This window comes from Rhodopila sp. (genome assembly GCF_965277165.1).
Classification (GTDB): domain Bacteria; phylum Pseudomonadota; class Alphaproteobacteria; order Acetobacterales; family Acetobacteraceae; genus Rhodopila.
In genome coordinates this window covers 1,678,137-1,702,975 of record NZ_CBDICE010000005.1, presented here as the reverse complement: position 1 = coordinate 1,702,975, position 24,839 = coordinate 1,678,137, and the positions used below count along the sequence as shown (strand labels likewise).

Genomic DNA, 24,839 nt, shown 5'->3' with positions numbered 1-24,839 from the left:
CCGCGCCGCCGCCATGCTGGAAAGGTCAGGCCAGCAGGCCATCACCCCGGCGATGGTCCAGACATTCGCCAGGACCGCCCGCGAACGAATCGGCATCGACGGCGGCGGTTATCGTCGCGACCACCTGCGCGCGCTCGGTCAGCGCGTCGAAGTCGCGGACAAGGAGGTCCGCATCATGGGATCGAAAGGTGATTTGCTCAGAACTCTCGCAGCCGCCTCGGGCGTAAAATCGGCTACGCCCGGCGTTGGCAGTTCCGTTCTGAAATGGCGGATGGGGTGTCCGCCCGATGACGGCCATTCTTGCCGATTTCTGATGGTCTTAATGGGTGAACCCCAAAATAGACCCCAAATTAAACAGGCCGTGGCAATTTGCTGGCACCCGCACGACCGGCTCGGCTAAACTGTGCCCTTCCGTGATATGTTTGGTGGAAAACGTTATTATGATCGGTCCTGACCTTCGTAAACCGAGCATTGCCACCCTAGCCGCCGCCATCATTCAAACCCGAGGATCGGCCGAACCGGCCGACATCCTTGCGGCGATCCAAGAAGCGGATTGGGCGCTCTTCAGTGAATGCCACGGCAACTCGGCGGACTATAAGGCTTGGCACGCCAAAGCGACTGAGCAGCCGCAACGCGATGCCCGCGCGACTGAGGAACTGGTGGCGATAATCGCCCATGGCGGCGCACGTGACATGTCGGATGAGGAACTGGAAGCAATAGCCACTCCGCCCGCCTTTTGACCTCCCTGCCTGCGGTAGGACGGCGCTTTGCCGCACCCTCCGCTGCCGGCGACCTTTTCAGAGTGCTTCGATGTCGGCGAGAATCGACATCAGCAGCCGGGCCTCCGACAGGTCCGGCTCTTGAGCGTTTGGATCGCCGTGTCGCAGCCACGTGCCGCCGCGCAATGCGGCGACCTTGGCCTTCAACGCTCCGCGGCTCGATGCGGCCATGCCCGCCATCGAAGCGAAGTCCACAGCCTCGGCGTCGAGCAGCTTGTCTGATTAGATTGGCGTCAGTAGTCGCCGGGCTGCCGATGAGACCGCGCCGAGTGGCGCAGGTAGCAGCGAGACCCGTGATGGTGTTTGTGGCAACGTCGATCATTTGCAGGTCATGCGCAATCGCGTGGTAGCCTCCGCGAATGGCCCTCGTCGCTCACAGCCTACTTCTGCCGGAAGCGCTTTGGTCACGACTTGAGCGGCTACAACACCGGGACGGGCTGCCTACGTTAGACGAGGCATTCGAGAAGGCGGTTGACGCTGGTGTCGAGGTGCTCGCCTATGACGGTGGCCCAGGGCCGCCCCCTTCTACCCGCGCCAGGCCGATGACCCGTTCGGCCGCCGCTCGCGGGCTTGCCGAAGCTGGGCTAGACGCCCTCGGCGTCGCGAAATGGACCTGGACCAACGACGGGTAGTCGTAATTATTCCGTTGCAAAGTCCTGCTGGGAGTTCGTATGCAGACTGGACCGGCTGTGGTTTAACCCACGGGTGTCTCCGTTGGTTCGAGGGGAGGAGCTAACCTTACAGGCGCATCCTTTCGCAGGGGATGCGCCTGTTTTGTCGTCTAGCGCCGTCCTCGTCCGTGTTCTTCCCATCGTTTGTAAATCCACTTCTCGGCCTCGTCCTCGGAGCTGAAGCCCCGTATAACGGCAGTTCCCCCGTCGCTAAATTCTATTTCGACAAGGAAGCCACCGGCTTCGTCCCGACTGATCACGTATCGGTTCATCACACTCACAGTTCGCCGGATTACGACCTGTAGTTGTAAGAGGCAACCTATGATTGCAGTTGCGTTGTAAACCTTTGGCTGCTATGTGTTCTTGACTTGTTCCGCGACCCTTGGAATCGTGGCGCCATGCCTGATGCACCGAACCTGCGACCCGCGACGCCAGACGAAATCGCAACTTCACTGAGCTACGCGCTTCGCTATGACGGCCGGAAGCGCGTTCATCACGCGGACGATGCGATGGCAAGGATCACGGCCGATCGGCTGGTGCGGCACCTTCAGCGATCGGGTTTTGTCCTAATGAAGGGATCGCCGGCCGCAGCGCCGAGTTCGGCGGCGGTGATGCCCTCTTTTGGTGAGAGAATGCCTTGAGGGATAAATACGCCGCAGCCCTTGATGGAGATGCCCTCGATTTGGGGGAACTGCGGCGGTGGTTTTATTCCGATCAGTTAACGATTACCGAGATAGAGGTGCCTCTCAGGGGTCGCGTGCCTGCGATGCTAGCGCGAGAGTTTGATGGATTGCCTTCGGGCGAAAAGGTCCAAGCGACAGCGTGGCGGCTGATTGGTCAAATGAACGGGGTTCTTTTCGCCACAAGTGCGAGTCGGAAGCCGGTGCGGGTGCTGGGCGTCTATGAGCGAACTGCTGACGGTGGCTGGGGGCCTATGGGCGCCTACGCAACAGGCCGCATCTCGGGGTCTGGACGGGTCCGTGCGTATGCCGAGGCCATAGGAGCCGACGGCTTGCCTTCTCCCGCAGCGGCGGAGGCGCCCCGGCAAGCTGCTTGGTTCGCGTTGGCATCCGGCGCCGACGATCCCAACCCTGCCGCCGATGTCCTTCGCGCCTTGAGCAGCGAACCCGACTGGTCTGATCTCTGGAAGGCGGAGGAAGTCATGCACCCCACCAAAGACCGGATTCCAGACTGGCCGGAGTCTGAAATTGAATGGTTTCGCCAGACCGCGACGCTCTATCGCCACTCGCCGAGCAGTGTCCATGTGCAGGGTCCGAAAAATCCAAAGAAGCAGGGCCGGGACGGTGCAAAGAAGCACGGTCGGGACGGTGCAAAGCAATGGCTGGCGAAATACCACAAGCCTGAAATGGAACTGGACGCCGCACGGCGCCTAATCGCATCTGTTGCTGCGCAGTGGCTGGATTGGAAAGCGACCCCGAGGGAAGCGAAAGCGGGCTAGGCCGCTCCAACGAGGCTGAGATTAACTGGCCTCACGGGAATTTTTGCCCAGTAACCGTCCTGTCAATTCATTGCAACACAAAAACAGGCTACCCCCGGTGCATCAGCACCCGGCGGCCCTCTATGGATCGCGACGAGCGGGGAGAACGAGCATCGTCACGTTCGCCCGCTACGCCATTACGCCTGACGCAGCGCATTACGCTGAGGCGTTGCCAACACGACTGGATTGGTTCGCCGGGTGCTTGTGACGCTACTACCGCAGCGCATCCCGCCACGCCGCATCAACGGCGGCACGGGGCCCCCTGAGTTCGTTCTGTGTCGCGATGGTCGGCTTCCGGCCGAGCGCGTGTTGTTGCTTCAGCCGCCGCGGCGGTGCGAAACGCTCGCCAAGTCTGCGCCAAGCGATGCGCGCCGGCGGGAGCGGTATATCGGCCGCAGTGCGCTCTCTATCAAGTTTATCTACGGCTATCGCCAGCTTCGGCAGACCGGTTTTGTCCTTGATGACTTCTTTCCAATATTCTAGAGCATGTTCTGTAGATATTTCCCTCGCCATCAGAAATTCTGTCTCTGAGATAAGAAATAACCTTATCGTGGTAGTCCTTATCGGATGCCACTTGGTCTATTCTCTTTGTCACCATGTCTTCTCTGTAGCTTGTGGGCCCCGATTTAGAAGCTTCGTCGCGTTCCATTGCGTCGAGGCGCTCGTTTGACAATTTGTTGAGGGCATCATTGTCATTGTCGCTTGATTTGAAGGAAGATAATCTGTCAGCGTCAAGTGACTGTATTTCGTCATGGAGCGCCGCCTGCATTATCTGGCACGCCCTAACCGCGTCACTTTCAGGTGTGGTTATCTGTGGCGGCCAAAGCGTGATGTTCTTATTTGAAACTTCAACCCAAACAAGAATTATGATTAGTGCGACAATGAGGAATCCGCCAACTAGGACGAGCCTTACGGCCTTCGCAGTGTTCAGGAATTCCCACATCCTCACCTTACTTATAGCGGATCATCTGTCGAGTAAATCGTGGATTACCGCGCGCCGACTGGCCAATTCTTGACCCACCGCCCGCGCAAGCGAATCAACTGATCAACGCGCCATCCAATCGCTTCGGATCGTCGAGATGGGCGCGGGCCGGTGCTTGGCCGCAAAGGTCGCAAGCGCGAGCGCCAGCACACTATCGTCGTGCTCACTGCCGGCGGCTTCAAAGCTTGCACGGCCGCTGGCGCTCAATTTTGCCGTAAAGGCCGATAGCTCGCGCTCGAGAACATCGCGAGCGCCGAATTGGGCCACGCTCAATCGGCGTTGATGCATCGCCAGGCGCAGCTCGCCTACCAGCAGCGCTTTTGGTACGCTCCAACCATGGCTTGCGATGCTGGCGTTGTTGCCGGCAGTTATGGCCACCCCGATGGGCTTCAATCCACGCTGGCGTGCGAGCTGCACAATCGGCTGGCCGAGCCCCGTGGCGTCGATCGCGAGCACGGGCGCCGCGCGCATCGGCGGCAGGTCCTCGATAATGGCCGCTATCTGCTGGATCACGAGCGGATACTCGGTGCCGAGCCGCGGCCGGTGCAGTAGACGGACGGTGTAGTGAAGCCGCGGGACCCGCTTCACTTCGCTGGCCACCGCCTGAAACTTGGTGCGGCCATGCGTCACCTCAAAGGCTTTCGCGACTTCGACCACGGCAATCGCGGTGGAGTCGTTAACCGAGCCCAAATCGACGCCAACGCAATAGAAATCAGGCAGGCTTTCGGTGATCGTGGTGGTTAGCTCCATTTCGGCCTTCGGCCGACTGAAGATGGCTTGTATAGTCACAGGTTTATTTCCTCTTGATCACGTAAAGAGCCGAACTCGTAATGGCGCGGCGTCGCAGTTGAACGCAGCGGCGATCAGATCACTGCCAAAGAACGAGAATTCACTGTCGCTAAACTCGCACAGGTATTCGCGGGCGAAGTAAAGGTCGCCGTGCTCGCGCAATTCCTGCTCGAGGAACTCCCTCGATATTCGCGGGCAATCGTAGGCGGTGACTTTGAATCGCTGCCAGTTCGGCGAGTGCATTGCCTCATAGAAGTGGCCCGCGCGACCAGCCGGTGTGCTGAGCAGGACCATCCGGCCCCGCGGAGAAGCCGCGAGCATCGGCCGCAACGCCAGGTGCAGTTCGTCGGGGCAGTAGGCCGCTTCGTCTTCCACGATCAGCGCGGGTTGCGAATAACCGCGCACCGATTCGGGCGAAGCTGGCAAGCTGACGATCCGCGCGCCATTCGGGAGTTCGAGCGATGTCGCCGCATCGGCCACAAGTCTGATGCCGATACCTGGTGTGGTGAGAACGCCATGGACCTTTTTCAACAGTTCCGATGCCTGCCGCTGGCTTGGCGAGGTCAGTAGGACCAGCGCGCCAGGTTGGAACAGCGCTGTATGCGCCGCCAGGATACTCGTGCTCGTGCTCTTGCCACTCTGACGACTATTCGCCACCGCTATTTGCTTGGCCGGCGACCTCAACAGATCGGCCTGCCAGGTATCGGCGTGCCAGTTGAGCACGTCCGCCGCCCATGCGACTGGGTCGAGGGCATGTCTCATCGCGGCGGCTGCCTGGTGCAGCGCCGTTGCCGGTTGGGGTTTTGTCATATGGTCCCTCACATTACGAAAAGGTTACGAAAGTCCTAAAAACTGACGGGGTTTTTGCGAGGCCCGGCCAGGTCGGATCGACGTGCTTGGCGTCGAGGGTATGGGGGGGGGTTTTAATCATCCTCCGGCCGCCGCTCATCCGCTAGGCGCACCGTCGCAACACCGTTTCCCTACGGTGAAGTAACATACGGCGACGTGACAAATAGCCTTTGCCAAGCCCATTCAGGTTGTATAAAAACCACAACGAGCGATGATCGTTACGCGAGGGCAAGATGGACGGACGATTTCTTTCCTATTTGCGCGTTTCTACCGACAAGCAAGGCGAGCGTGGCCTCGGCATGGACGCGCAGCGAAAGATCGTCACCGACTACTTGAACGGCGGTTTGTGGGAGCTTGTCGCCGAGTATGTCGAAGTCGAAAGCGGCAAGAACGTGCAGCGCGAACAACTCGACGCGGCCCTGGCGCACGCCAAGCGCGTTGGTGCCACGCTGCTGATAGCCAAACTGGACAGGCTCGCGCGCAACGTGGCGTTCATCGCCAACCTCATGGAGACGAAGGTCCCATTTGTAGCCTGCGACATGCCACACGCATCGCCTTTCGAGCTTCACATCCGCGCGTCACTGGCGGAGGAAGAGGCTCGGCTGATTTCCAAGCGGACGAAGGACGCGCTGGCGGCTGCCAAGGCACGCGGGACGAAGCTGGGTGGATATCGCGGCGGCCCGGTGCCACACGCCCCTGTGGCGGCTGCTGACGCCTTTGCGGCATCGCTGGCGCCGACGATGCAGACGATGCGCGCGGAGGGTCGTAGCCTGCGCCAGATCGCCGACAGGATGGTCGCTGAAGGCGTGGCCACACCGCGGGGCGGGCAGTGGACGGCCACCGCAGTAAAGAACGTGCTGGACCGGGCGAAGGTGGCGGCATAGGCCCCCGTTTCCCGGCCCTCCGGACGCCCGCCAGCGGCGCCGGGACGCGACGGCAGCCGACGTAGCTGCCATCGCCACGCCGCCACGTAGCCTATGCGGGCGGCTCACGGTTGCGGGCGATATTCGATCATCGCCGGCATCGACGGAGCGGCGAGGTTGCCGAGCGCCGCGGCGACGGCCATGCGCGCGGCGGGATGATCGGCGAGCGCCGACAGGACGATTGTCTGCAACTCGATCAGCGCCGGAGCCATGACGATATTGAGCTTGACGCTGTCATCGAGTTGCCCAGAAAGCTTCGCCATCAATTCGATAGTTCGACTGGCTTCCCTTACGCCAACCAATGCGGTCTTCAAATCTCCTGCTTCCTCGGCCTGCCGCAACAGGCACATCGCCTTACTGCGAAGCTCGGCAGCACTTTCGAGTAGCGACGCTCCATGCTGGCCTTCAGCTTCGGCACGCTCGGCGATGGCCGTTTGCATTGCTTCCGTAGGCACGTGGCTTGCCCGGTGGCGTTGGGCCGCGGAGCGGGTTACGCCGAACTGCTTGGCGAGGCTGACATCGCTCGCCCCGCCAAGGATTGCATCGTCGATTTCGGCACGGGACGGGGAGGCGCATACCGTGCAGACGGGGCCTGGGCGACGGTGGGCTGTTGTGCCCACCGCGCCCTTATCGCTCGTTGCCGTCATGCCACGATGACAGTCGCCGCGCGGGCGGTCAGATGCGCGATCACGCCCGGCTTGTATTCCGCTAGATCGGCGAGCACGGCTTCCGGGATCGCGTGCCCTGCCGGCGCCAGGATGCTTGTGCCAGCCTTGTCAAGCGTGAGCACGATGCCGGTCAATTCGGCAGCTGCGACCGCCGTAGCCGGTGCAGCGGCTCGGAAGGCGGCGTGCTGATCGGCTGCCTGGCGTGCGTTGGCAGCGTCGATCTGGCGGCAGCGCTCGTCGAAGCTATCCGACCAGGCAGCCCACGTCTGATGCCGCTGACATAGCGCGCGCGCCGCAGCCGGACGGTTTTCGCCGGTCGCGGCGAGCACCGGCCCGATGACCTGGTCAGGTTGGCTAGCGAGCCAGCCGAAAGCGTCTGTGACGGCGTAAGCCATCCACAACCGCGCGACACTGTGAGCCATAGCCACCTCGGCCTCGGTGTGTGTCTGCGGCGCCATTGGGTGCGGCCTGCTTCGATCGAGCGTCGCCACCGCGTGCTGGTAGATCGCATCGAGTTGGCCCGCGAGTCGGCCACGTGCGCGCGACGCGTCAACGGCCGCCTTTGCGCGACGTTCAGCGTGTGGCAGGGCGCCAGGGTTGGCTAGCTCCGCGCGCAAGGCAGCATCGTCCATGTTCATTTGTGTCATGTCTCGTTACTCCGGTCAGTTGGTGATTATTTGAACCTCTGGACGTTGATCGTCCCGACGCCTAGCGACCAAATGCCCAGATAAAGGGCATCACCCTCGATGTCCGACAACCAAGTTGTATGGTAGCCAGCGAGGAGCAAACGGCCGCCGGCGTTCGCCGAGCCCGGCGGACCCACGAGCGCTGCGGCCGAAGTCAGAGAAATCCTTAAGTAGATGTCACCTGTTGAGAGATTCTCTATCATGAGACCTGGCAGGCTCGGATCGGGCGTCGGGAGCGTGATCAAGTTGTAGCCCGCGGCGACGGTCGGCGCGATCGTCGCTGCGATGGACGAATCCCACTCGTCGGGCGAATACGTCACGTCGGCTGGCGTCGTGATAAAAGGTTGGGTTGTCGGCATGTTGAAGTCCTTTCAGGTTAAAGGCGGATTGCTTGTGCGCGGGCAGCGCGGTATTCGGCATCAGTCAGCGTTCGCGCGTCGGGGAGGTCGGCGGGCAATATCCGGGTGAGGGAGGCTTGCGCCTCAGCGATCAACCGTTTCTTGGTTGCCTCGTATTCGAGGGCGGACATCGTGAGGGCGTTCTGAGGCGGCGGGGGCGCACTGGGGCGGCTGTGGCCGGGCGGCACTATCTCGCCAAGGTCATTGACAAAGTGCCACCTCACGCTACCTGGCGGGTCTGGTGGGAAGATCATTTGTTCTCCAATAGATGTTGCGGCGCCTGCGGGATGCGGGCGCCGTTTGGTTAGGCTCGATTGGCGGCGTTCAGCGGTATTGGTCGGGTTCGACCCGAGATCGCGCCGGGATTTGCCCAGGTTCGCCCAGGTTCGCCCAGGTTTGCCCAAGATCGGGAACGGCGGAGCTAGGCGAGCGCGGCTCGTTGCGCGGTCAGCTTCTCCGCCGGCTGTTCCTTCGCGGCTGTTTTGGCGGCGTTCGCTTCGCGGCTTTCTCGACGGCGTTCGCTACGAGCTTTGCATCGTAGACTGCGATCCAGCGCGACAGGGCGGGGCTGTCGTGCGCAAACAGCCGAATCAGCTGTGGCAACACTTCCGGGCCGGCGGCGGCCAACTCGGCCCGATCGTGCTTCGGCAACCCGAGCATCAGAAATTCGGCCACGGCCTCCATATCGCGCGCAAACCCTATCTGAGACACTTTATCAGACGGTTGGCCGGCCTCAGTCATTACGGCGGCGCGAGCATGCTCCATGAGCTCCGCTAGCCACGGGTGCTGGCCATACGGCGTAACCCCGCCAAGGCGTCGCCACGCGTAGTCGGCTTGAAACACGGCGCGTAGCAGCGCGCCGGGCTCGTCGTCATCCATGTCGCTGTCCTTGTAGTCTGTGGTTTGAGCGTGTCCGCTTGCTAGACCGGTCGTTATGCCATCAGTATGGCCGAGGTTGCCGGGGCGGGGCTACTTTAAGTTTCAGGCCATGCTAGGTGGTGAGCCGAGGCGCGGTCGACGGAGCCAAGCGGATTTCAGCTTTTTTTTGCCACTCCGCTTGGAGCGATCGTTCTTTACTCAATCGCACACTGGCACCGGCCCGCGTATCTATAGATACGCGGTGCCAGCGGTGCCATACGGTGTCGGCCACCCGGTGCCAGCCCGGTGCCAGCCCGGTGCCAGCCCGGTGCCAGCCCGGTGCCAACCGGCCGATTGCGCGGCGGTGCCAGCCGGTGCCAGCCGGCCGATTGCGCGGCGGTGCCAGCTCGGGGGCAATTACGCGATACCGGCGCCAATGTAGTGGCCAAAAGACTGGCATCGGCTGGCGCCGCGGCGACGATGCCAGCCGATGCCATAAGTCGTGATCATCGGAACCCTCGCGCCGAGCTCACGTCCTCGCCGCTAACATCGATCCACCCGGCGATCTTCAGTTCGGACACGCGGGTCCGAAACAACGTCTTGACCTTGTGGCGGACGGCACCGGTTGCGCCCTCGGGGACAGGATTGGCCAGCCCCCGGTGGACGCAGCGGTCATACCAGGTGTCGATCTTGATGGCCCCGTCCGATCGCTCGCCGAGTAGTTCCATAAGAGCATCGTATTGCGCCTTCGCCCCCGGCTTAACCTTCGAGCCTTCCGGCCCTTCCTCCGCCTTCTTTTCGGTTGTTTCCGAGGACCATTCGTTATCGGCCAGCCGAATGGTCCTCGTCTCGAATTCGCGCCAATTATCGGGCGTGCGGCGCCTGGCCTTGCCAGGATGGTCGAAGGACAACGTGAATGCCGTCTCGCGCGCACTGACCTTGCCTGCCAGTGGCGTCATCACGCCGACCACGTCGAACTTCCACGACTTGGTTGAAGAACCGTATTGCCGGTCTTGATTGTGGCCGGTGTGGTCAAGCCATACCTGGCCGATGCGCCGCGTTGTGAGCGCAACCACTAGATCGTTCACGCCGGACCACGTCACTTCGTCCTTTTGGTCACCCGCGAGCAGCGACATGACGTTGTCAAAGAAGATGACGTCCACGCCGCCGATCGCCTTTACCAGCGCAAATAAGAACCGCTGCCCGGCTTCGGTATTCAATGGCGCGAATGGCGGCAGATCAAGGCCGGCACGCCTCGCATCCTCTTCGCTATCACGGCCGAAAATCGCCAGGTTGTCGGGTGGCAAGGTAGCCTCACCTAGCCGCCGGACCGCATCCCGCACCCGCGGCTTGATAAGCTCCGCGGGCATCTCGCCGTCGATCACCAAGACTCGTGCTGGACGCCCGGCAGGCCAATGCAGAAAGCCCGTGCCACTCGCCACGCCCGCCGCCATGCCGAGGCCGAACATCGTCTTGCCGAGGCCAGTGCGGCCGACCAGGAAGACGCGGGTGGTGGTGGTGAGCATGTCGCCGAGCAAGCGATCCGGCTCCGGGAAATCGCGCTGTATCCAGGCGTTCGCAGAAAAGAGCGCCCGTGCTTCGGCAGAGCTGACGGCTGGCGCGCCCTGGCGATCATCAGGCACCTCCGCCGGCAAGGGGAACCTCTGAAATTCGGCTGCTGCGATGTCGGTCAGGTGGCGGGACACATCCACGCCGAGGCTGCCCGCCAGCATTGCAAGCTGTGGCCACCCGGAGAGTTTGCGTGTCCGTTTACTCCAATCTCGACCCCACTTGGCTTCCTCATCTTCTAGGCTCGATCCGCCGCCCTCCCATCGCGCGCTCCAGTCCGAAGCAGCGAGGCGAATTTCGTCGGCTTGCTCGTCGGTAATAATGCCGAGCGCCGCGCCACTGTAGAGACAGCCTTGCACCGCCAGGTTTACTTGCTCGTAAACCGTGCGATCGGCCTCAAGCGGATTCTGCATAGTGTTCAGCAACTCGAGCACCGGGCTTGCATTTGGTGGCGCGAGTTCTGCGTCAGTCTTCTCCTTGCCGCCAGTCGCGGCAACCGTTGCCGCTGTCGCCGTAGCCTTGTCGGCGCCGATATCGTGGGCGATGGCAGCGAAAAACTCGGTGATCTGATCCTCGGTCACGGGCGGGAGGGCCGCGACCGCCATCGTCTCGGGCGATCCGTCGCGCCATTGGAGCGTGGCGCCAGACGGGTGGGCCCCGAAAGCGACGAACTGCTGGCCACGGCCTAGAACCTCGACCTTGCCGGCTGCACCCTTCAGAACGCGCTTGGATGGCTCGCCATCGGCGGCTCGGAAAAGCAGCAGCTTGCGCCCGGAGTTGGCGCGGAAGCGTGTCAGCGTGAACCCCAGCGTAAACACTGCCGCCATTTCCACGGTAGCGGCGATGCCAGCATCGTCGATATCGATGTCAACCGCGCGTAGTCCGTCACACAGCAGACCGGTATTCAAGGCATCGGGCTCTGCTGGCCGATTTGCCGCCTCGGGCGTGTCCTGCAACGCGCCCTCGCGCCAGGCGTTGGCGACCGGACGCTTACCTGGCGATGGCCCGAGGTTGTCAACGCTGGCCACGGCCACTGGCCGATAGCCGTTCGCCCAAAGTTGGCAACGAAGCGCGGCGATCCCGGTAAGGTCGGTGGCTATGGTCACGCTCACCGGAGTGCCTCCAGCCACGAGGCTTCACCGTCGGTAACGGTCGTATCAGACTCCGCAAGCTGCATTACGTGCGTGGGGTGTCCTGGCTTGGGATGTTTGATCGGTATAACGAGCACCCTTGATGGCCCAAGCCGACCGGTAAAGTAGGCCTGGCCGGTATCGCTACGTTCCTTCTTCCAAAGGAAGGCGACGGTGATCGCCGGCTTTCTGTGCTTAGATTCGATGTTCATGGTTCTATCCTTTGGTGTTAATTGCCAGACAAGCCAGACCGGCGGTGGTCGTTAATTGCGCAGTAGCGAGGCAACAAAACCCGCCAGCATCGTGACGAGGCCAATCGTGAGCAGCGCGAGGCCGGGCGTCATCTTGCCGCTCCGGCAGCCTGAAGCAGATCGCCAAGGAGCAGCTTGACCATATTGATTTCGACGGGATTGAAGCTTTTGCGAGTAAGCATCTTGCGGATGGTTGCCTGCTCCTCTGCGTCGAGGTGAAAAGGGAACGGCTTGTAGAAAGTCATGGGAGAAATGATCCAGAAATGTGGCTCGCGAGCCTTGCTTTCCCTGGTGCCGATCGCTACATTCAAGTTGTGATATCGAATGCGGCTTTCGGAGCCTCGGCGTGCAAGACAGCGCGCCGGGGTTTTCTATTTCGAGTGCATCCACCGATGCAGCTCTTGTGGCTCGACGAAGCGTCGGCTGCCAATTTTGAGGGTGGCGAGTGCTCCGGTATTCATGGCGCGGTAGGCCGTCATCAAGCTCACACCGGCGATTGCCGCGGCCTCCGTCATTGGGTAGTTTTGTCGCATTGTCCTATGCTCCGTTACGTGGGGTTAAACAGTGAAGGGGTCGCGTTAGACCCCCCTATTAGGTAAGTGATTATCTCGGCACTTATTGGACTATCGAAACAATATCCGCCTGCTTTCGCCGCTCTTAGCGATACAGAATACCGGGCGGCTGCGCCGTAGATGCCGGCCCCGTCCCTGGCCACTGCCCGCGTCTCCGGGCCGAACAGTTGGCGCGGCGACGCGTGCAACTGCCAGCCTAGCGGCTCCATCACATCCGCCGCGATATCCAGCGCGCCCCGCAGCATCGCCAGATTGGCGCCGGCTTGCACTGGGCCGTCGCGTAACAAGCCGTCGAGCAGCCGCCACGCATCAGCGCCGCACTCGTGCCGGACGGCACCGCACACGACCACCACGACCAGCGCTGGCGTGCTGCCGTGGACGGCTATCGCCGCCGCCGCCTGGCCCAGCGTGAGCACGCCTATGGCTGATCTGGCATCCGAGTGGCCACACACGGCACTAATATCCAACTCGTAGGTTTCGTTTTCCGGGGCGTCGTTGCCCACGGCGGTAACGTCCATCTCGTGTGACTCGGCTTCCGCGACATCGCTCGGCACGTCCCAAGCGTCATCAGGCTCGACCGCCTTAACCGGGTGGCCGCAGTCAATCGTTGTGCCGAGTGTGATCCGCTCAAGGCTTCGATCTTCCCGCGAGTCATAGTGCGTCTGGGTGGTGGCCTTGCGTAGCATGAACGCCGCCCTCGCCTGGCGCGCCGACAGTCGGTTAAGCGCTCGGAGCAACCCGAGCGGCGTCTCCATTGCCGGATCGATCGCGCCCCATGCGGCAGCATCGCGCGCGACGCCAAGCGAGCGTAGGAGCCGAAACCGACGCTGGCCCACTGGCGAGACGAACACGGCAACGGCCTGTGCAAAGCGCGACTCAGATGCACGGCCGCTTTTCGCTCGCACCACGGCCGATGGCCGGCGACCTCGGCGCTGACTGAGCGGCTCTCGCAGCAGCAGCCCAGCCTTATCGTGAAACCTACTCATGGTTTGTCTGCGACCGCGGGCGCCATGCGGATCATGGCGTGGCCCGCCGGACGGTGCGGATGTCGGCAGCGGGGCGGCTGCTCAGCCACTCGGTGGCGTGTTCCATGTCGATCAGCGTGCGACGGCCGACCTTTATGGCTTTCAAATCGCCTCCGCCCAGCAGGTAATAGATGCGGGTGCGACCGAGGCCCGACCACTCGGTAAATCCGTCGATCGTCATAAATTTGGGCGCGGGCATCTATGGTCTCCTTCGAACACTGGTGAACGGAACGACGTCCCGCTCTAATTCCATTTTATCCTTAAAGGATAAAAATTGTCAAGGTCGCCAAATATGACCTATCATAAAGCTTGCACCGGAGATCTAATATCCTTTAAGGATATTGCGATATTGACAGGATCATCCTATGCCAACGCCCGCACGGCAGGACGCCGCTCGCAGGAATATCTTTGCCCGGCGCATTGGCCAGGACCTTCGCCAAATGCGCGAAGCGCATGGTGCGACCTTGGCGTTTGTTGCCGGCATCTTCGGTTGGCAGCCAGCGGCCATGAGCAAGATCGAGCGCGGAGAGCGCGCGATCTCGATCTACGACTATCTGACGTTGATGGACCTGTATCGCGGCCTGGAGCCAAACCACCCCGCATACGCGCTAGCCAAGCGGTTCATGCCGTCCACCCACCAGAGAGCCGGAGTTGACGGCGAATAGGCTCAAACCGGCAGTGCTGGGCCGTGGCAGAAGGCCGCCCAATCGGCCATCATCTCAGCCCGCTTGGCGAGCAGATCGCCGCGGCGATAGGCAGCTTCGACCTTACTTCCCACCGCGTGCGCAAGCGCGGACTCGGCCATCTCGCCCGCATAGGTTGTCCCCTCCGATACCCAATCGCGAAACGTGCTGCGGAAGCCATGCGCGGTCAGTTCGCCACGGCCCATGCGGCGCAACACCGCGGTCAGGCTCATATCGGACAGTGGCCGGCTCTGGCGCATACCGGGAAAGACGAAGCCGCTGGGCGCATCGTCCTGGCGAAGCGCGGCCATCGCCTTGATAATCGCCACCGCGGGCGCGGACAGCGGCACCCGGTGTTGTCGCTTCGCCTTCATCCGGGGCGCCGGGATGATCCACGTTGCTCTCTCTATGTCCACCTCGGCCCACGTCGCGCCGCGCACCTCGCCACTTCGCGCGGCGGTCAGAATGGCAAATTCCAGGGCGCGGGCGCCGAAGCTGTCACGCGCCCGAAGCTTCGCCATGAAAGCCGGGGTCTCGCGCCAGTCCAGCGCGGCGTGGTGCTGCACTGCCCGCACCTTGGCGCGCGCTGGTAACGCAAGCTGCAAATGGCCACGCCAGAGGGCCGGGTTCGGACCATCGCGCCAACCTTGCACACGAGCATAATCGAGAATGGCCTCGATTCGGCCGCGCACGCGTGAGGCGGTTTCCGGCTTTGTGGACCAGAGCGGCGACAGGACCCGCAGCACTTCGGGGGTGCCGACATCCGTCACGGGCAACGCGCCGAGGCTCGGGTGGGCATACGTTGCCAGCGTGTTGCGCCATTGTTGCCGGTGTTTGGGGTTGCGCCACCCGGCCTCGTGCTGGCCTAGGTATCGCTCGGCGGCCTCCGCGAACGTCGTCAGATGCGCGGGCGCCGTCGGCCGCACCTCCCGCGCAGCGTGGCGTTGGTCGAGTGGATCGATGCCTTGCGCCAGTAGCCGGCGGGCGTCCGAAGCCCTTTCGCGCGCTTCGGCCAAGCCGACGATATCGACGTTGCCGAGCGTCATCTCGTGGCTCTTGCCCTGCCGCATGTAGCGCAGCACCCACGCCCGCCGCTCTGGCGTGGCTACGACAAGCCAAAGCCCGTCGCCGTCCCCATATTTGCCAGGTTGCCGAAGTCCGCGGACGGCCATTGCCGTCAGCCTGTGCGCGCCGCGAGCCTGATTAGCGCTCGCCCGCTCGTCCGCTTTTGCCGATGTCGCCATAATTACCTCCGCCATAGCCCCCAAATTTACCCCCAAACCGCGCAGGGAAACAAGGGAATGTTGCGGAACGGCTACGGACGCTTAATCGGCTTAAAGTGCTGATAAATCTGATAGTTATGGGCAGTTGTGAACGTTACGGAATGGTAAAATGGCGGATGGGGTGGGATTCGAACCCACGGTGCGCTTGCACGCACGGCGGTTTTCAAGACCGCTGCCTTCAACCGCTCGGCCACCCATCCCGTCCGATTTGAAGTTACGCAATCGTTTGGTGCATCTCAAGTGTTGACGAAACGGTGTCTAGCCTATCATGTCTGGCTGATGTCTTGCTTTCGCGCTGCCTCTCACACCAAAAGCCCCTGCTAGATGAAATCTTGGACTATGACGGCCGCCGTGGTGATGCTGATGCTTCCAGCGATCGCGGCGAGGGCGCAACCTGCGCCGGATACAGCCGGGATCTGGACGTTGCAGGATGAAAATGCTTCGATCTCGGCGGGGACTCCGACGGACCGGCTTTATGTGAACGGCCTTCGGCTGGGCTGGACCTCGCCCACCACGGTGGTTCCCGATTTCCTGGCCGATCTTGGCCGCACCCTGTGGGGCAACGGGCAGCAGCGCGTGGCGGTCGATCTGATGCAGCAGATCTATACGCCGACCGATACCTCGCTGGTGGTGCCTAATCGGTTCGACCGGCCCTATGCCGGGGTGCTGCTGGGCAATTTCTCGCTGATGAGCGACTCGGCCGACACCAGAAGCGTGCTGACGCTTAGCCTGGGCGTGGTCGGGCCTGGGTCGGGGGCGGAGGATCTGCAGAACGGCTTTCACGATCTGATCGGGCAGAACAAGACCAATGGTTGGGGTGGTCAGATCCAGAATACCCCGGCGATCGAGCTGTCGCACGAACGTACCTGGCGGATGCCGCTGGGCACCGTGGCGGGGCTGGAGACCGACGCGCTGCCGGCGCTGACGGTCGGTGTCGGCGACTTGCGGGATTACCTGCAGGCCGGGGTCACGTTCCGCTTCGGGCAGGGGCTGAACTCTGACTTCGGTGTGCCGCGGGTGCGGCCGGGGCTGAGCGGGGGCGATGCTTTTACTCCGACCCGGCCGTTTGCCTGGTATGTGTTCGGTGGCGTCGATGGCCAGGCGGTTGCCTATGATCTGCTGCTGCAGTCCACGCCATTCCGCGGCGGGCCGCATGTCTCGTCGGTTTGGGACGTGGGGGAGATGCAGGGCGGATTCGCGGTGATGGCGTATGGCATGCGCCTGACGTTCGCCTATGTCGCACAGACACAAGAGTTCCAGGGTCAGAGCGGGGGGCTGCACCAGTTTGGTTCGGCCTCGATTTCGTTCCGGTTCTAAGCAGGCCGGTTCTGGGCAGGCCGGTTCTGGGCGGGAAGCGGTTGCTCCGTGGTGGGGCTTGACGCCAGCGGTTGGTCTGTCCGGTCTAAACCGGCATCGCCCGGCCTTGGTGGCGGCGGCCGATCGCGGCCATTTCCTGGCTGTGTCCGGAGATCACCCGGACCCCTTCATCCAGGCGCGCGGTGATATTGCCGGGATGGCAGCCTTCCAGGAAGGCGATGCGGTTGCGCCGGCAGGCGGCGAACACCTTGTCGCGGGCCGCCTGCATCAGCGGTGGATAGGGGTCGCGCAGCAGCTTCACCGAACCAAGCGAGAGGCTGAGGTCGCCGGGTCCCATTTCGGCGAAGCCGAGGCCCGGGACGGCGCAGATCGCCTCGGCGTTGGCGATCCCCTCTGGGCTTTCCAGCTTGACCCCGAGCAGCAGCTCGCCGTTCGGGTTTAGTGGCCAGGGGTCGCAGCGGTCCATGTAGGCGTCGGCCGGCAGGCCCCAGACCGGCGCGGCGGTGGTCTCCGATCCGCGGCCGCGCGTGCCGATGCCCAGCCTTCCTTCGTTGGCTCGCGGCCGGGGGGTGCCGCGCAGGCGCGCCTCGGGCGAGGGCAGCGCCGGGTCGACGGCTTCGGTGTGATGGGGGTAGCGGCAGGCCTCGACGAAGGCGCGGACCGCGTCGGCGGTCTCGGCCTGGCAGAGCAGGATGCCGTGCACGCCGCGGCCCAGGATCTGGCGAAACTGCCAGGCGTTGAAGCGGACATTGGCTTCATCGGTGCCGTTCAGCGGGGCCTCGACGATCACCGCCGGGGTGCGGTGGCCGGACCGGGTCGGGCCGGCGTCGATCATGCCGCGGAGGTATTCGGCGAGGCCGGTCATGTCGAACGCGCCGTGCTCCATGCCGACGTTGATGTAGTCGGCCCAGGTTGCGGCGTCGGCGCGGCCCTGGTCGTAGCTCAGGACGTGGCCGCTGTGGGCGCCGTCGTAGTAGATCGCCTGATCCTGCAGCAGCAATTCGATGGCTCGGTTGATCCGGCTTGGCATTTTGGGCGCCTCCTTGGTTCGGGCAGTTTGCAACCATGGTCGGGAGACCCGTCAAGCCTAGCGCGCCCAACGAAAGCGGCAGTCTGGCTGGTTCGGCTGGATCCGCCTTTGCAGCGGGACATCATGATCGGCAGACCCGACCACGGGCATGGGCAATCGAGATCGCAATGAAACGATCGATGGGCACATCCGAGATCGACCGGCACGGTTTGGTTGTATGACAAAAATACATGCACGGTGCATTCGAGAGGCGGTCTGCCGCCCATCATGGAGGCAAATGCAGTTGCTGCCTTATGGAACCAAAACAGGCTTGATTTCCGAGGTGGCGTCTTCGATTTAAATCCATTGCCAGACCGTTTTCAGCGACCGACATTGGCCGCTTGCGAGGCGCCTGGCATTGTCAAATCCATCCGCACCGCGCCTCCCCGCCCTGTATGGGCATCGGTATATGGGCGTCGATATAGGCGCATCGGGCGGGACGCCGACGCGCGAGGTCCTGACTGAAGGGACAGGTACGCTTCGTGCATCAGCAGGTTCGGCGAGTCCCCCGCTGCACGGCCTTCGTAACAATTTGTCCCGTGCATGGGGTTCCGCCGTTCAGCTCGGGGAGGTCACGATGGACGACGCCATCACTGCTGCCACACCGCGACACACTGAGCGGGAACTGGAAGAGCGGGTGCGCCATCGCTACCGCCAGCCGAAAGGGGTGGAACAGTTCGGTATAGAACCAATACCAAACGAAAAGCGGACGGTTCGTTGGTTCGACATTTTCGCGATCATCTTCGGTTTCGCCATCAACCCTGGCTCTATCATGACTGGCGGACTGGCGGTGGTGGCTGGCCTGTCGTTCAAAGGGGCGGTGGTCACCCTGACCGGCGGAACAATGCTGGCGATGGTGTTCTACGTCGTCATGGCAACCATTGGCTCCGATTATGGCATCCCGGGCCAGGTCGCCACCCGGATGACGTATGGCATACGCGGCGCCAAATACGTGCCCTCCTTTCTTCGCACCATCGCGTCCACCTACTGGTTCGCGTTTCAGACCGTGGCCGGGTCGATGGCCGTGGTCGCGGTGCTGCGGCATTGGACCGGGGTCAGCTACTCGCTGGTCAGCGTCAGTCTGATCTTCGGGGTTTTGCAGGCTGTGGTGGCGATCGTCGGCTACGACAGCCTGAAATACCTGTCGCGTGTCGCGCTGCCGTTCAAGGTGCTGGTCTTGGGCTACATCATGGTCTTGCTGATGACCAGCAGCGATCCGCACTTCGCACCGTCCGCCGTGCTGGCTTATCCCGGTTTGCCGAAGTCGAACTGGATCCTTTTTGTGACCTGGGGCAATGCGGTCGCCGCCGGTTCGATAACCATGGTGACCGATGCGGCCGACTTCTGTCGCTACACGCGCTCACGCTCCGACATGTGGTGGGGTACGCTTTGCGGGAAATTCATCGGCGAGGGGTTTGCCTGCATCCTGGGGGCCTACGGCGCGGCGGCCAGCATGGGAAAGGTGGCAAACGTGTTCGACGTCGCATCGGGTCTGGCGGATTTCTGGCCGGCGTATCTGGCGTTTCTGATCGTCATCGGCCTGGACAACTGGACCATCAACGTCCTGAACCTGTACACCGGGGGTCTGTCGCTTTCCAATATGCTGCAACGGCTTGGACGGTTCTGGACCACGCTGATCATCAGCGTGCTGGGTGTCTCGCTGTCTGCGCTGCCTGGCGTGGTCAGCGGCTATACCGCTTACGTCGGTCTGCTGGGAAATTTTTTCTCGCCCATAACCGGTGTGCTGATCGCCGATTACATCGTGATGAAGCGCTGCCGCATCGACCTGGCGGCACTGTTCCAGGAGAATGGCATCTACTGGTATTGGCGGGGGTTCAATCCGATCGCGATCGCTTGGACCGTTCTGGGTTTCCTGATCTATATGTATGTCGTTCCGACGGCGATGATAAAAACCATATCCACCGTATTGATCTGCGGGGTTGGGTATTGCCTGACCACGGTGCTGTTCGCCACCTATTGGTCGGCCCTGGGGCGCGCTTCGCGGCCGAGCGAGCAGCACGATTCGGCCGAGGAATTGGCATGGCAGCTGGCTGAGCGCTAGTACCCGAGTCCGAAGTTCGCCATATCGGGCGAACATCAGTCCCGCGATACTCGCTCTTTGTTTTCAGTGCCTGCTGATCCCATCCGTCCACCGCGAAGGGCGGCTAACTTCTGGGGCAGGACCCTAGGGCAAGGCCAGTTTCTTCCAGCCGGCGTCGCCGCCTGGTGACCGGCGGCGTTGGCGAAACAAGAATCTGGACAGGGCCGCGGAAAGCCGCTGTCGCTACCGGCGGATGGCACGCCATGGCGGAACGGCGCATCTGCTGATAGATGGCCCTGCCATGACCGCTGCTCGCTCCGCCCGCACCACCGAGCTGCTTGGCCGTCTCTGGCGCGAGCACCTGATCAACCACAAGCCGCGGCTTGTTCTGGTGCTGGTGCTGACGCTGGTGATGGCCGGGGCGACGGCGCTGTATCCGGTGGTGATCAATCACGCCTTCGACATGTTCACCCATCACGACCGGCGCATTCTTTACCAGATTCCGGTTCTGGTGGTGGTGGTGACCGGCTTCAAGGCGGTGGCGCAGTATTTCCAGAACGTGCAGGTGCAGCAGATCGTGCTGATGGTGATCCGCGAGCTGCAGGGTCGCATGTTCAGGCACCTGACGCGGGCCGACCTGGCCCGGCTGGAGCGCGAGGCGCCGGCTCAACTCGCCGCGCATTTTACCACCGACGCGGCGACCATTCGGGAGGCGTTGACCCGGGCGGTGAACGGGGTTGCCGACGTGGTGACGGTGATCGGCCTGATCGGCAGCATGATCTACCTGAACTGGCTGCTGTCGTTGATCGCGGCGGCGCTGTATCCGCTGGCGGTGGTGCCGATCGAGCGGATCGGCAAGCGGGTTCGCAAGGCCTCGGGCGGGATGCAGGAACGGGTTGGCGAAACCGCCGCGCTGTTGAACGAGAGTTTCGCCCAGGCGCGCACGGTGCGGGCGTATCGGCTGGAAGCCAGCGAGACGCGCCGGGCCGAGGCGGCATTCCAGCGACTGTACAAATCGCTGCTGCGGATGACCAAGAGCCGGGCGCGGGTCGAGCCCGTACTGGAGGTACTGGGCGGAGCCGCGGTGGCCGCGGTGATCGGTTTCGAGGGCTGGCGGGCTGCGGTCAGCGACCACGCGCTGGGCGACTTCACCGGCTTCGTCGCCGCGCTGCTGATCGCGGCCAGGCCGTTACGCGCGTTGGGCTCGCTGAACGCGGCGCTGCAGGAGGGCCTGGCCGGGATGGCTCGGGTGTTCACCGTGGTGGACGAACCGGCGGCGATCAAGGATGCGGCGGATGCGGTCGCGCTGCCGGTGGGCAGCGGGCACGTGGTGTTCGAGGACGTCCGCTTCGTCTACCCCGATGGCCGAAGCGGGTTGGCCGGCCTGAGCTTCGAGGCGTTGCCTGGAACCACGGTGGCGCTGGTGGGTCCATCGGGCGGCGGCAAGTCGACGGCGCTGGCGCTGATCCCCAGGCTGCAGGACGTCACCGGCGGGTCGGTTCGCATCGATGGCGCCGACGTTCGGGCGGTGACGCTGGCCAGCCTGCGCGATGCCATCGCCTATGTCGGCCAGGACGCGCTGCTGTTCGACGACACGGTGGCAGCCAATATCGCGATGGGGCGGCCCGGTGCGACGCAACCGGAGATCGAGGCCGCCGCCGAGGCTGCCGCCGCCGCCGGGTTCATTGCGGCGCTGCCGGCCGGCTATGACACCATAGTCGGACCCGGCGGACAGCGGTTGTCCGGCGGGCAGCGGCAGCGGGTGGCGCTGGCGCGGGCGTTGCTGCGCAATCCGCGCATCCTGCTGCTGGACGAGGCGACCAGTGCGCTGGACACCGAAAGCGAGGCGGCGGTGCAGACGGCGCTGGGTGCGCTGCGCCGCGGCCGCACGACGATCGTGATCGCGCATCGGCTGTCCACGGTGCGCGATGCCGACCTGGTGGTGGCGCTGGCGGCTGGCCGTGCCGAGGAATCCGGCACGCATGCGGGATTGCTGGGGCGGGGCGGGCTGTATGCGCGGCTGGTGCGGAGTCAGAGTTTGCTGAATGCGTGAGCCGAGCCCTGGGGCGCGGTTCGGCCGAGGCAGTATCGGTTCGGGTTGAACAGATGATGCTTTCATTGGTCGAGAGGAGGCGTTTGTCGATGCCGCCGAACGCGATCGCATTCCAGGAGGGGGGCGAAAAGAGCGGTTACGGCGCGGCCGTCGGCTGCTGAGTTTGCAGACGGCTCAGTTGAACGACATGCCGCCCGACAGTGCCACGGTCTGGCCGGTCATGTAGGCGTTGCCGATCAGCATCAGCACGACCTGCGCGACTTCTTCAAGCGTGCCGAAACGACCGAGCGGTATGCGGGTCGGGGCGGTGGCGAGGCCGGATCTGACCATGTCGGTTTCGATCAGCGAGGGAGCGACGGCGTTGACGGTGATACCGTGCTGGACGAGGCGGGCGGCGTAGCCTCGGGTGAGGCCCTCGAGGCCGGCCTTGGAGGCGTTGTAGTGCAGGCCGACGCCGCCGGCGCCGCGTGCCGCGCCGGAGGAGATGTTGACGATGCGGCCCCAGGCTTGGGCGCGCATGTGCGGCAGGACGGCCTGGGTGCAGAGGAAGGCGGATTTCAGGTTGACCGCGATGGTTTGATCGAAGTCCTGCTCGGTCAGGTCGTCGATGCCGCGGATCATGGCGATGCCGGCGTTGTTGACCAGGATGTCGATTGAGCCGAGTTGTTCGGTGACGGTGGCGAACATTGTGGCGACCGCGGCGGCACTGGACACATCGGCCGGCACGGCGACCGACTTTGGGCCGATGGCGGTGACCGCGGCGGCGACACTGATGGCTTCGTCGGCGCGTTGGCGATAGTTGACCGCGACGGCAGCGCCGGCGTCGCCCAGGGCCAGGGCGATGGCGGCGCCGATGCCCCTGGAGCCGCCGGTGACCAGGGCCACGCGGCCGGTGAGGTTCAACGACATGGGATGAACTCCGTTCGGCTGGAAGCAGGCGGGGTGGTCAGGGCACGCCTTGATCGGGCTACCGGTCCAACAGTTGCGGGTCTGGCTGGCGCGGATCTGGCGGGCGCGGATCTGGCCGTTGCGGGTCTGGCTGGCGCGGGCCATAGGTCTTGAAGCGCTCTTGAGCGTCCCGCATCTGCGGTTCGGTCAACAGCCGGGGGGTTCCCGCCGACAGCGCCAGAAGATACTGCCGGCAAAGGGTTTCCAGCAGCACGGCTTGGGACAGGGCGTGCTGCGACGATCTGCCGCAGACGATCATGCCGTGATTGGCCAGCAGGCAGGCGCTGCGGCCGGCGATCGCCCGGGCGGCATGGTCGGCCAGCGCCTGCGTGCCGAAGGTGACGTAGGGGGCGCACCTCACCTGGTCGCCGCCAAACTGCACGACCAAGTAATGAAATGCCGGCAGCGGCGACCCCAGGCAGGCCAGCGCGGTGCAGGCGTCGGCATGGCTATGGACGATGAACGCGGCCTCGGGGCAAGCCGCGTAGACCGCTGCGTGCATCGCCCATTCGCTGGACGGCCGGGCGCTGGATGGAACGGCCTGGTCGTGTGCCACGCCCTGCATGGTGACCGGCACCAGATCAGCGGCGGCCAGCGATTCGGGGTCGGCGCCGGACGGGGTGATCAGCATCCCCGGTTTGGTGCGCGCGCTGACATTGCCGGCGCTGCCGACGATCAGGCCGCGCGCCGCGGCCGCCTTGTAAAGCCAGGCGACCTGGTCGCGCATCAGATCAGGAACACGCCCTTGCCGTCGGATTGCTGGTCGAACAGCTTGTAGGCTTCCTCGGCCTGATCCAGCTTCCAGCGGTGGGTGAACAGTTGGTCCGGGTCGACCTTGCGCTCGATGCAGAAATCGGCGCACTCGGCCTGGATGATGTTGGAGAAGGTCCACGACGCCAGCAAGGTCAACTGGCGGCGCAGCAGATGCGGGCTGACATCGATATGGACGTCGCCGCCTTCGCCGACGAAGCACATGGTGCCCCATACTTTGGTGGCGCGGATGGCGTTCAGGCGGGCCTCGGCGTTGGAGGAGGTATCGAGGGTGAGGTCGGCGTAGCGGCCGCCGGTAAGGTCCTTGATCGCCTCGACCGGATCGTTGGAGCCGGGATCGACCACGTCGTCGGCGCCGAACTGCTTGGCGCGTTGCAGGCGCTGGGGGTTGATGTCCAGGGCGATCACCCGAGCGCCCATGGCCTTGGCGAACTGGGTGCCGGCGAGACCGACGGGGCCCTGGCCGAAGATCGCGATGGTGTCGCGTCCCGAGATGTTCATCCGGCGCAGGGCGCCGTATGCGGTGCCGGATCCGCAGGCGATGGCGGCGCCGGCGGAGAAGCTGAGTTCCTCGCGCAGCGGCACCAGAGTGTTGGCCGGTACCAGCAGGTATTTCGCGTGGCCGCCATGGGCGTTGTTGCCGTAGACCTTGACCGGCACCTGCTGACAGAGTTGCTGCCAGCCGGAGCGGCAATGGCCGCACTGGGTGCAGCCCTGGTAGTGATGCACCATCACGCGTTGACCGACTTTCGCTTCCGTCGGCAGCACGTCCGGGCCGACCGCGGCGACCACGCCGCAGGGTTCGTGGCCGGCGATGGTGGGGTTCGGGTTGGGCGGCAGACCGGTGGCGTTGCGCGGCTGGGTCTTGGGCCGGCGGTATTGGTGCAGGTCGGAGCCGCACATGCCAGAGGCCTTCATCTCCACCACCACCTCGCCCGGGCCGGGCGTGGGGTCGGGGAACGTCATCAGTTCCAGTCCGCGTTCGCCGGTGAACACGACGCCTTGCATAGATTTCCTCCCGCCGAT

27 protein-coding genes and 1 tRNA gene are annotated in these 24,839 nt (G+C 63.5%); 8 read left to right on the top strand and 20 right to left on the bottom strand.

What is annotated here, in order from left to right; genetic code table 11:
* Positions 1 to 13: 13 nt before the first annotated feature.
* On the top strand, positions 14 to 400 hold the full coding sequence (locus ACQY4Y_RS08580; protein ID WP_428490131.1) for a hypothetical protein: 387 nt from the start codon (positions 14 to 16) through the stop codon (positions 398 to 400).
* A gap of 25 nt (positions 401 to 425) precedes the next feature.
* Positions 426 to 740: a hypothetical protein gene (locus tag ACQY4Y_RS08575; RefSeq protein WP_428490130.1), complete on the top strand. Its 315-nt coding sequence runs from the start codon at positions 426 to 428 to the stop codon at positions 738 to 740.
* A gap of 57 nt (positions 741 to 797) precedes the next feature.
* Here the strand turns inward: ACQY4Y_RS08575 and ACQY4Y_RS08570 are convergent, their stop codons facing one another.
* Positions 798 to 959, bottom strand: a complete 162-nt coding sequence (locus ACQY4Y_RS08570; protein ID WP_428490129.1) for a hypothetical protein — start codon at positions 957 to 959, stop codon at positions 798 to 800.
* Positions 960 to 2,087: 1,128 nt separating this feature from the next.
* Between ACQY4Y_RS08570 and ACQY4Y_RS08565 the strand changes: the two genes are divergently transcribed.
* Complete coding sequence (locus ACQY4Y_RS08565; protein ID WP_428490128.1) at positions 2,088 to 2,909, top strand: hypothetical protein; 822 nt, start codon at positions 2,088 to 2,090, stop codon at positions 2,907 to 2,909.
* Between the two features lie 454 nt (positions 2,910 to 3,363).
* Here the strand turns inward: ACQY4Y_RS08565 and ACQY4Y_RS08560 are convergent, their stop codons facing one another.
* From ACQY4Y_RS08560 to ACQY4Y_RS08550, 3 genes are all read right to left on the bottom strand, one after another.
* Complete coding sequence (locus tag ACQY4Y_RS08560) at positions 3,364 to 3,891, bottom strand: hypothetical protein (protein ID WP_428490127.1); 528 nt, start codon at positions 3,889 to 3,891, stop codon at positions 3,364 to 3,366.
* A 102-nt stretch (positions 3,892 to 3,993) separates the two neighbouring features.
* Positions 3,994 to 4,680: a hypothetical protein gene (locus ACQY4Y_RS08555; protein ID WP_428490126.1), complete on the bottom strand. Its 687-nt coding sequence runs from the start codon at positions 4,678 to 4,680 to the stop codon at positions 3,994 to 3,996.
* A 57-nt stretch (positions 4,681 to 4,737) separates the two neighbouring features.
* Entirely contained in the window at positions 4,738 to 5,481 is a 744-nt protein-coding gene (locus tag ACQY4Y_RS08550) for a terminase large subunit domain-containing protein (RefSeq protein WP_428490125.1), read from the bottom strand.
* Positions 5,482 to 5,801: 320 nt separating this feature from the next.
* Here ACQY4Y_RS08550 and ACQY4Y_RS08545 point away from each other — a divergent pair, with 320 nt between their 5' ends.
* The gene (locus ACQY4Y_RS08545) at positions 5,802 to 6,452 is read left to right on the top strand and encodes a recombinase family protein (protein ID WP_428490124.1); all 651 of its coding nucleotides are present in this window, start codon (positions 5,802 to 5,804) and stop codon (positions 6,450 to 6,452) included.
* A 104-nt stretch (positions 6,453 to 6,556) separates the two neighbouring features.
* On the opposite strand, the gene ACQY4Y_RS08540 is transcribed toward ACQY4Y_RS08545, so the two are convergent.
* The 10 genes from ACQY4Y_RS08540 to ACQY4Y_RS08495 all read right to left on the bottom strand — a co-directional run bounded on the left by ACQY4Y_RS08540 (position 6,557) and on the right by ACQY4Y_RS08495 (position 13,847).
* Positions 6,557 to 6,931, bottom strand: coding sequence for a hypothetical protein (locus ACQY4Y_RS08540; RefSeq protein WP_428490123.1), 375 nt, complete (start codon positions 6,929 to 6,931; stop codon positions 6,557 to 6,559).
* 203 nt (positions 6,932 to 7,134) lie between these two features.
* The gene (locus tag ACQY4Y_RS08535) at positions 7,135 to 7,797 is read right to left on the bottom strand and encodes a hypothetical protein (protein WP_428490122.1); all 663 of its coding nucleotides are present in this window, start codon (positions 7,795 to 7,797) and stop codon (positions 7,135 to 7,137) included.
* 35 nt (positions 7,798 to 7,832) lie between these two features.
* Positions 7,833 to 8,204, bottom strand: coding sequence for a hypothetical protein (locus ACQY4Y_RS08530; RefSeq protein WP_428490121.1), 372 nt, complete (start codon positions 8,202 to 8,204; stop codon positions 7,833 to 7,835).
* A 486-nt stretch (positions 8,205 to 8,690) separates the two neighbouring features.
* Positions 8,691 to 9,122: a hypothetical protein gene (locus tag ACQY4Y_RS08525; RefSeq protein ID WP_428490120.1), complete on the bottom strand. Its 432-nt coding sequence runs from the start codon at positions 9,120 to 9,122 to the stop codon at positions 8,691 to 8,693.
* 485 nt (positions 9,123 to 9,607) lie between these two features.
* Positions 9,608 to 11,782 (bottom strand): AAA family ATPase, encoded by a 2,175-nt coding sequence (locus ACQY4Y_RS08520; RefSeq protein ID WP_428490119.1) that lies wholly within the window; start codon positions 11,780 to 11,782, stop codon positions 9,608 to 9,610.
* Complete coding sequence (locus tag ACQY4Y_RS08515) at positions 11,779 to 12,012, bottom strand: hypothetical protein (RefSeq protein WP_428490118.1); 234 nt, start codon at positions 12,010 to 12,012, stop codon at positions 11,779 to 11,781. Before ACQY4Y_RS08515 ends, ACQY4Y_RS08520 begins: the two co-directional genes overlap by 4 nt.
* Positions 12,013 to 12,140: 128 nt before the next feature.
* Complete coding sequence (locus tag ACQY4Y_RS08510) at positions 12,141 to 12,296, bottom strand: hypothetical protein (RefSeq protein ID WP_428490117.1); 156 nt, start codon at positions 12,294 to 12,296, stop codon at positions 12,141 to 12,143.
* A 126-nt stretch (positions 12,297 to 12,422) separates the two neighbouring features.
* Positions 12,423 to 12,584: a helix-turn-helix domain-containing protein gene (locus ACQY4Y_RS08505; protein WP_428490116.1), complete on the bottom strand. Its 162-nt coding sequence runs from the start codon at positions 12,582 to 12,584 to the stop codon at positions 12,423 to 12,425.
* A gap of 14 nt (positions 12,585 to 12,598) precedes the next feature.
* Positions 12,599 to 13,378 carry a hypothetical protein gene (locus ACQY4Y_RS08500; protein WP_428490115.1) on the bottom strand — a complete coding sequence of 260 codons (780 nt, stop codon included), beginning with the start codon at positions 13,376 to 13,378 and terminating at the stop codon, positions 12,599 to 12,601.
* A gap of 262 nt (positions 13,379 to 13,640) precedes the next feature.
* Complete coding sequence (locus ACQY4Y_RS08495; RefSeq protein WP_428490114.1) at positions 13,641 to 13,847, bottom strand: hypothetical protein; 207 nt, start codon at positions 13,845 to 13,847, stop codon at positions 13,641 to 13,643.
* Between the two features lie 166 nt (positions 13,848 to 14,013).
* On the opposite strand from ACQY4Y_RS08495, the gene ACQY4Y_RS08490 reads away from it, so the two are divergent.
* Positions 14,014 to 14,313 carry a helix-turn-helix domain-containing protein gene (locus ACQY4Y_RS08490; protein ID WP_428490113.1) on the top strand — a complete coding sequence of 100 codons (300 nt, stop codon included), beginning with the start codon at positions 14,014 to 14,016 and terminating at the stop codon, positions 14,311 to 14,313.
* 2 nt (positions 14,314 to 14,315) lie between these two features.
* Here ACQY4Y_RS08490 and ACQY4Y_RS08485 read toward each other — a convergent pair whose 3' ends face one another.
* Together ACQY4Y_RS08485 and ACQY4Y_RS08480 are read right to left on the bottom strand one after the other, a co-directional pair.
* A complete protein-coding gene (locus tag ACQY4Y_RS08485; protein WP_428490112.1) occupies positions 14,316 to 15,575 on the bottom strand; it encodes a tyrosine-type recombinase/integrase in 1,260 nt (419 codons plus the stop codon).
* Between the two features lie 149 nt (positions 15,576 to 15,724).
* Positions 15,725 to 15,814: transfer RNA gene (locus tag ACQY4Y_RS08480), tRNA-Ser, on the bottom strand.
* A 139-nt stretch (positions 15,815 to 15,953) separates the two neighbouring features.
* Here ACQY4Y_RS08480 and ACQY4Y_RS08475 point away from each other — a divergent pair.
* The gene (locus tag ACQY4Y_RS08475) at positions 15,954 to 16,931 is read left to right on the top strand and encodes a lipid A deacylase LpxR family protein (protein WP_428490111.1); all 978 of its coding nucleotides are present in this window, start codon (positions 15,954 to 15,956) and stop codon (positions 16,929 to 16,931) included.
* A gap of 85 nt (positions 16,932 to 17,016) precedes the next feature.
* Here the strand turns inward: ACQY4Y_RS08475 and ACQY4Y_RS08470 are convergent, their stop codons facing one another.
* Complete coding sequence (locus ACQY4Y_RS08470) at positions 17,017 to 17,961, bottom strand: aldolase/citrate lyase family protein (protein WP_428490110.1); 945 nt, start codon at positions 17,959 to 17,961, stop codon at positions 17,017 to 17,019.
* Positions 17,962 to 18,577: 616 nt separating this feature from the next.
* Here ACQY4Y_RS08470 and ACQY4Y_RS08465 point away from each other — a divergent pair.
* A complete protein-coding gene (locus tag ACQY4Y_RS08465; RefSeq protein ID WP_428490109.1) occupies positions 18,578 to 20,062 on the top strand; it encodes a purine-cytosine permease family protein in 1,485 nt (494 codons plus the stop codon).
* 280 nt (positions 20,063 to 20,342) lie between these two features.
* On the top strand, positions 20,343 to 22,094 hold the full coding sequence (locus ACQY4Y_RS08460; RefSeq protein WP_428490108.1) for an ABC transporter ATP-binding protein: 1,752 nt from the start codon (positions 20,343 to 20,345) through the stop codon (positions 22,092 to 22,094).
* A gap of 174 nt (positions 22,095 to 22,268) precedes the next feature.
* On the opposite strand, the gene ACQY4Y_RS08455 is transcribed toward ACQY4Y_RS08460, so the two are convergent.
* From ACQY4Y_RS08455 to ACQY4Y_RS08445, 3 genes are read right to left on the bottom strand one after another with little or no spacing between them, the layout of a single operon-like run.
* The gene (locus ACQY4Y_RS08455) at positions 22,269 to 23,003 is read right to left on the bottom strand and encodes an SDR family NAD(P)-dependent oxidoreductase (RefSeq protein ID WP_428490107.1); all 735 of its coding nucleotides are present in this window, start codon (positions 23,001 to 23,003) and stop codon (positions 22,269 to 22,271) included.
* Positions 23,004 to 23,061: 58 nt separating this feature from the next.
* Positions 23,062 to 23,769 (bottom strand): class II aldolase/adducin family protein, encoded by a 708-nt coding sequence (locus tag ACQY4Y_RS08450; RefSeq protein WP_428490106.1) that lies wholly within the window; start codon positions 23,767 to 23,769, stop codon positions 23,062 to 23,064.
* Entirely contained in the window at positions 23,769 to 24,821 is a 1,053-nt protein-coding gene (locus ACQY4Y_RS08445; RefSeq protein ID WP_428490105.1) for a zinc-dependent alcohol dehydrogenase family protein, read from the bottom strand. The genes ACQY4Y_RS08450 and ACQY4Y_RS08445 overlap by 1 nt, the downstream gene beginning before the upstream one ends.
* Positions 24,822 to 24,839 lie beyond the last annotated feature (18 nt).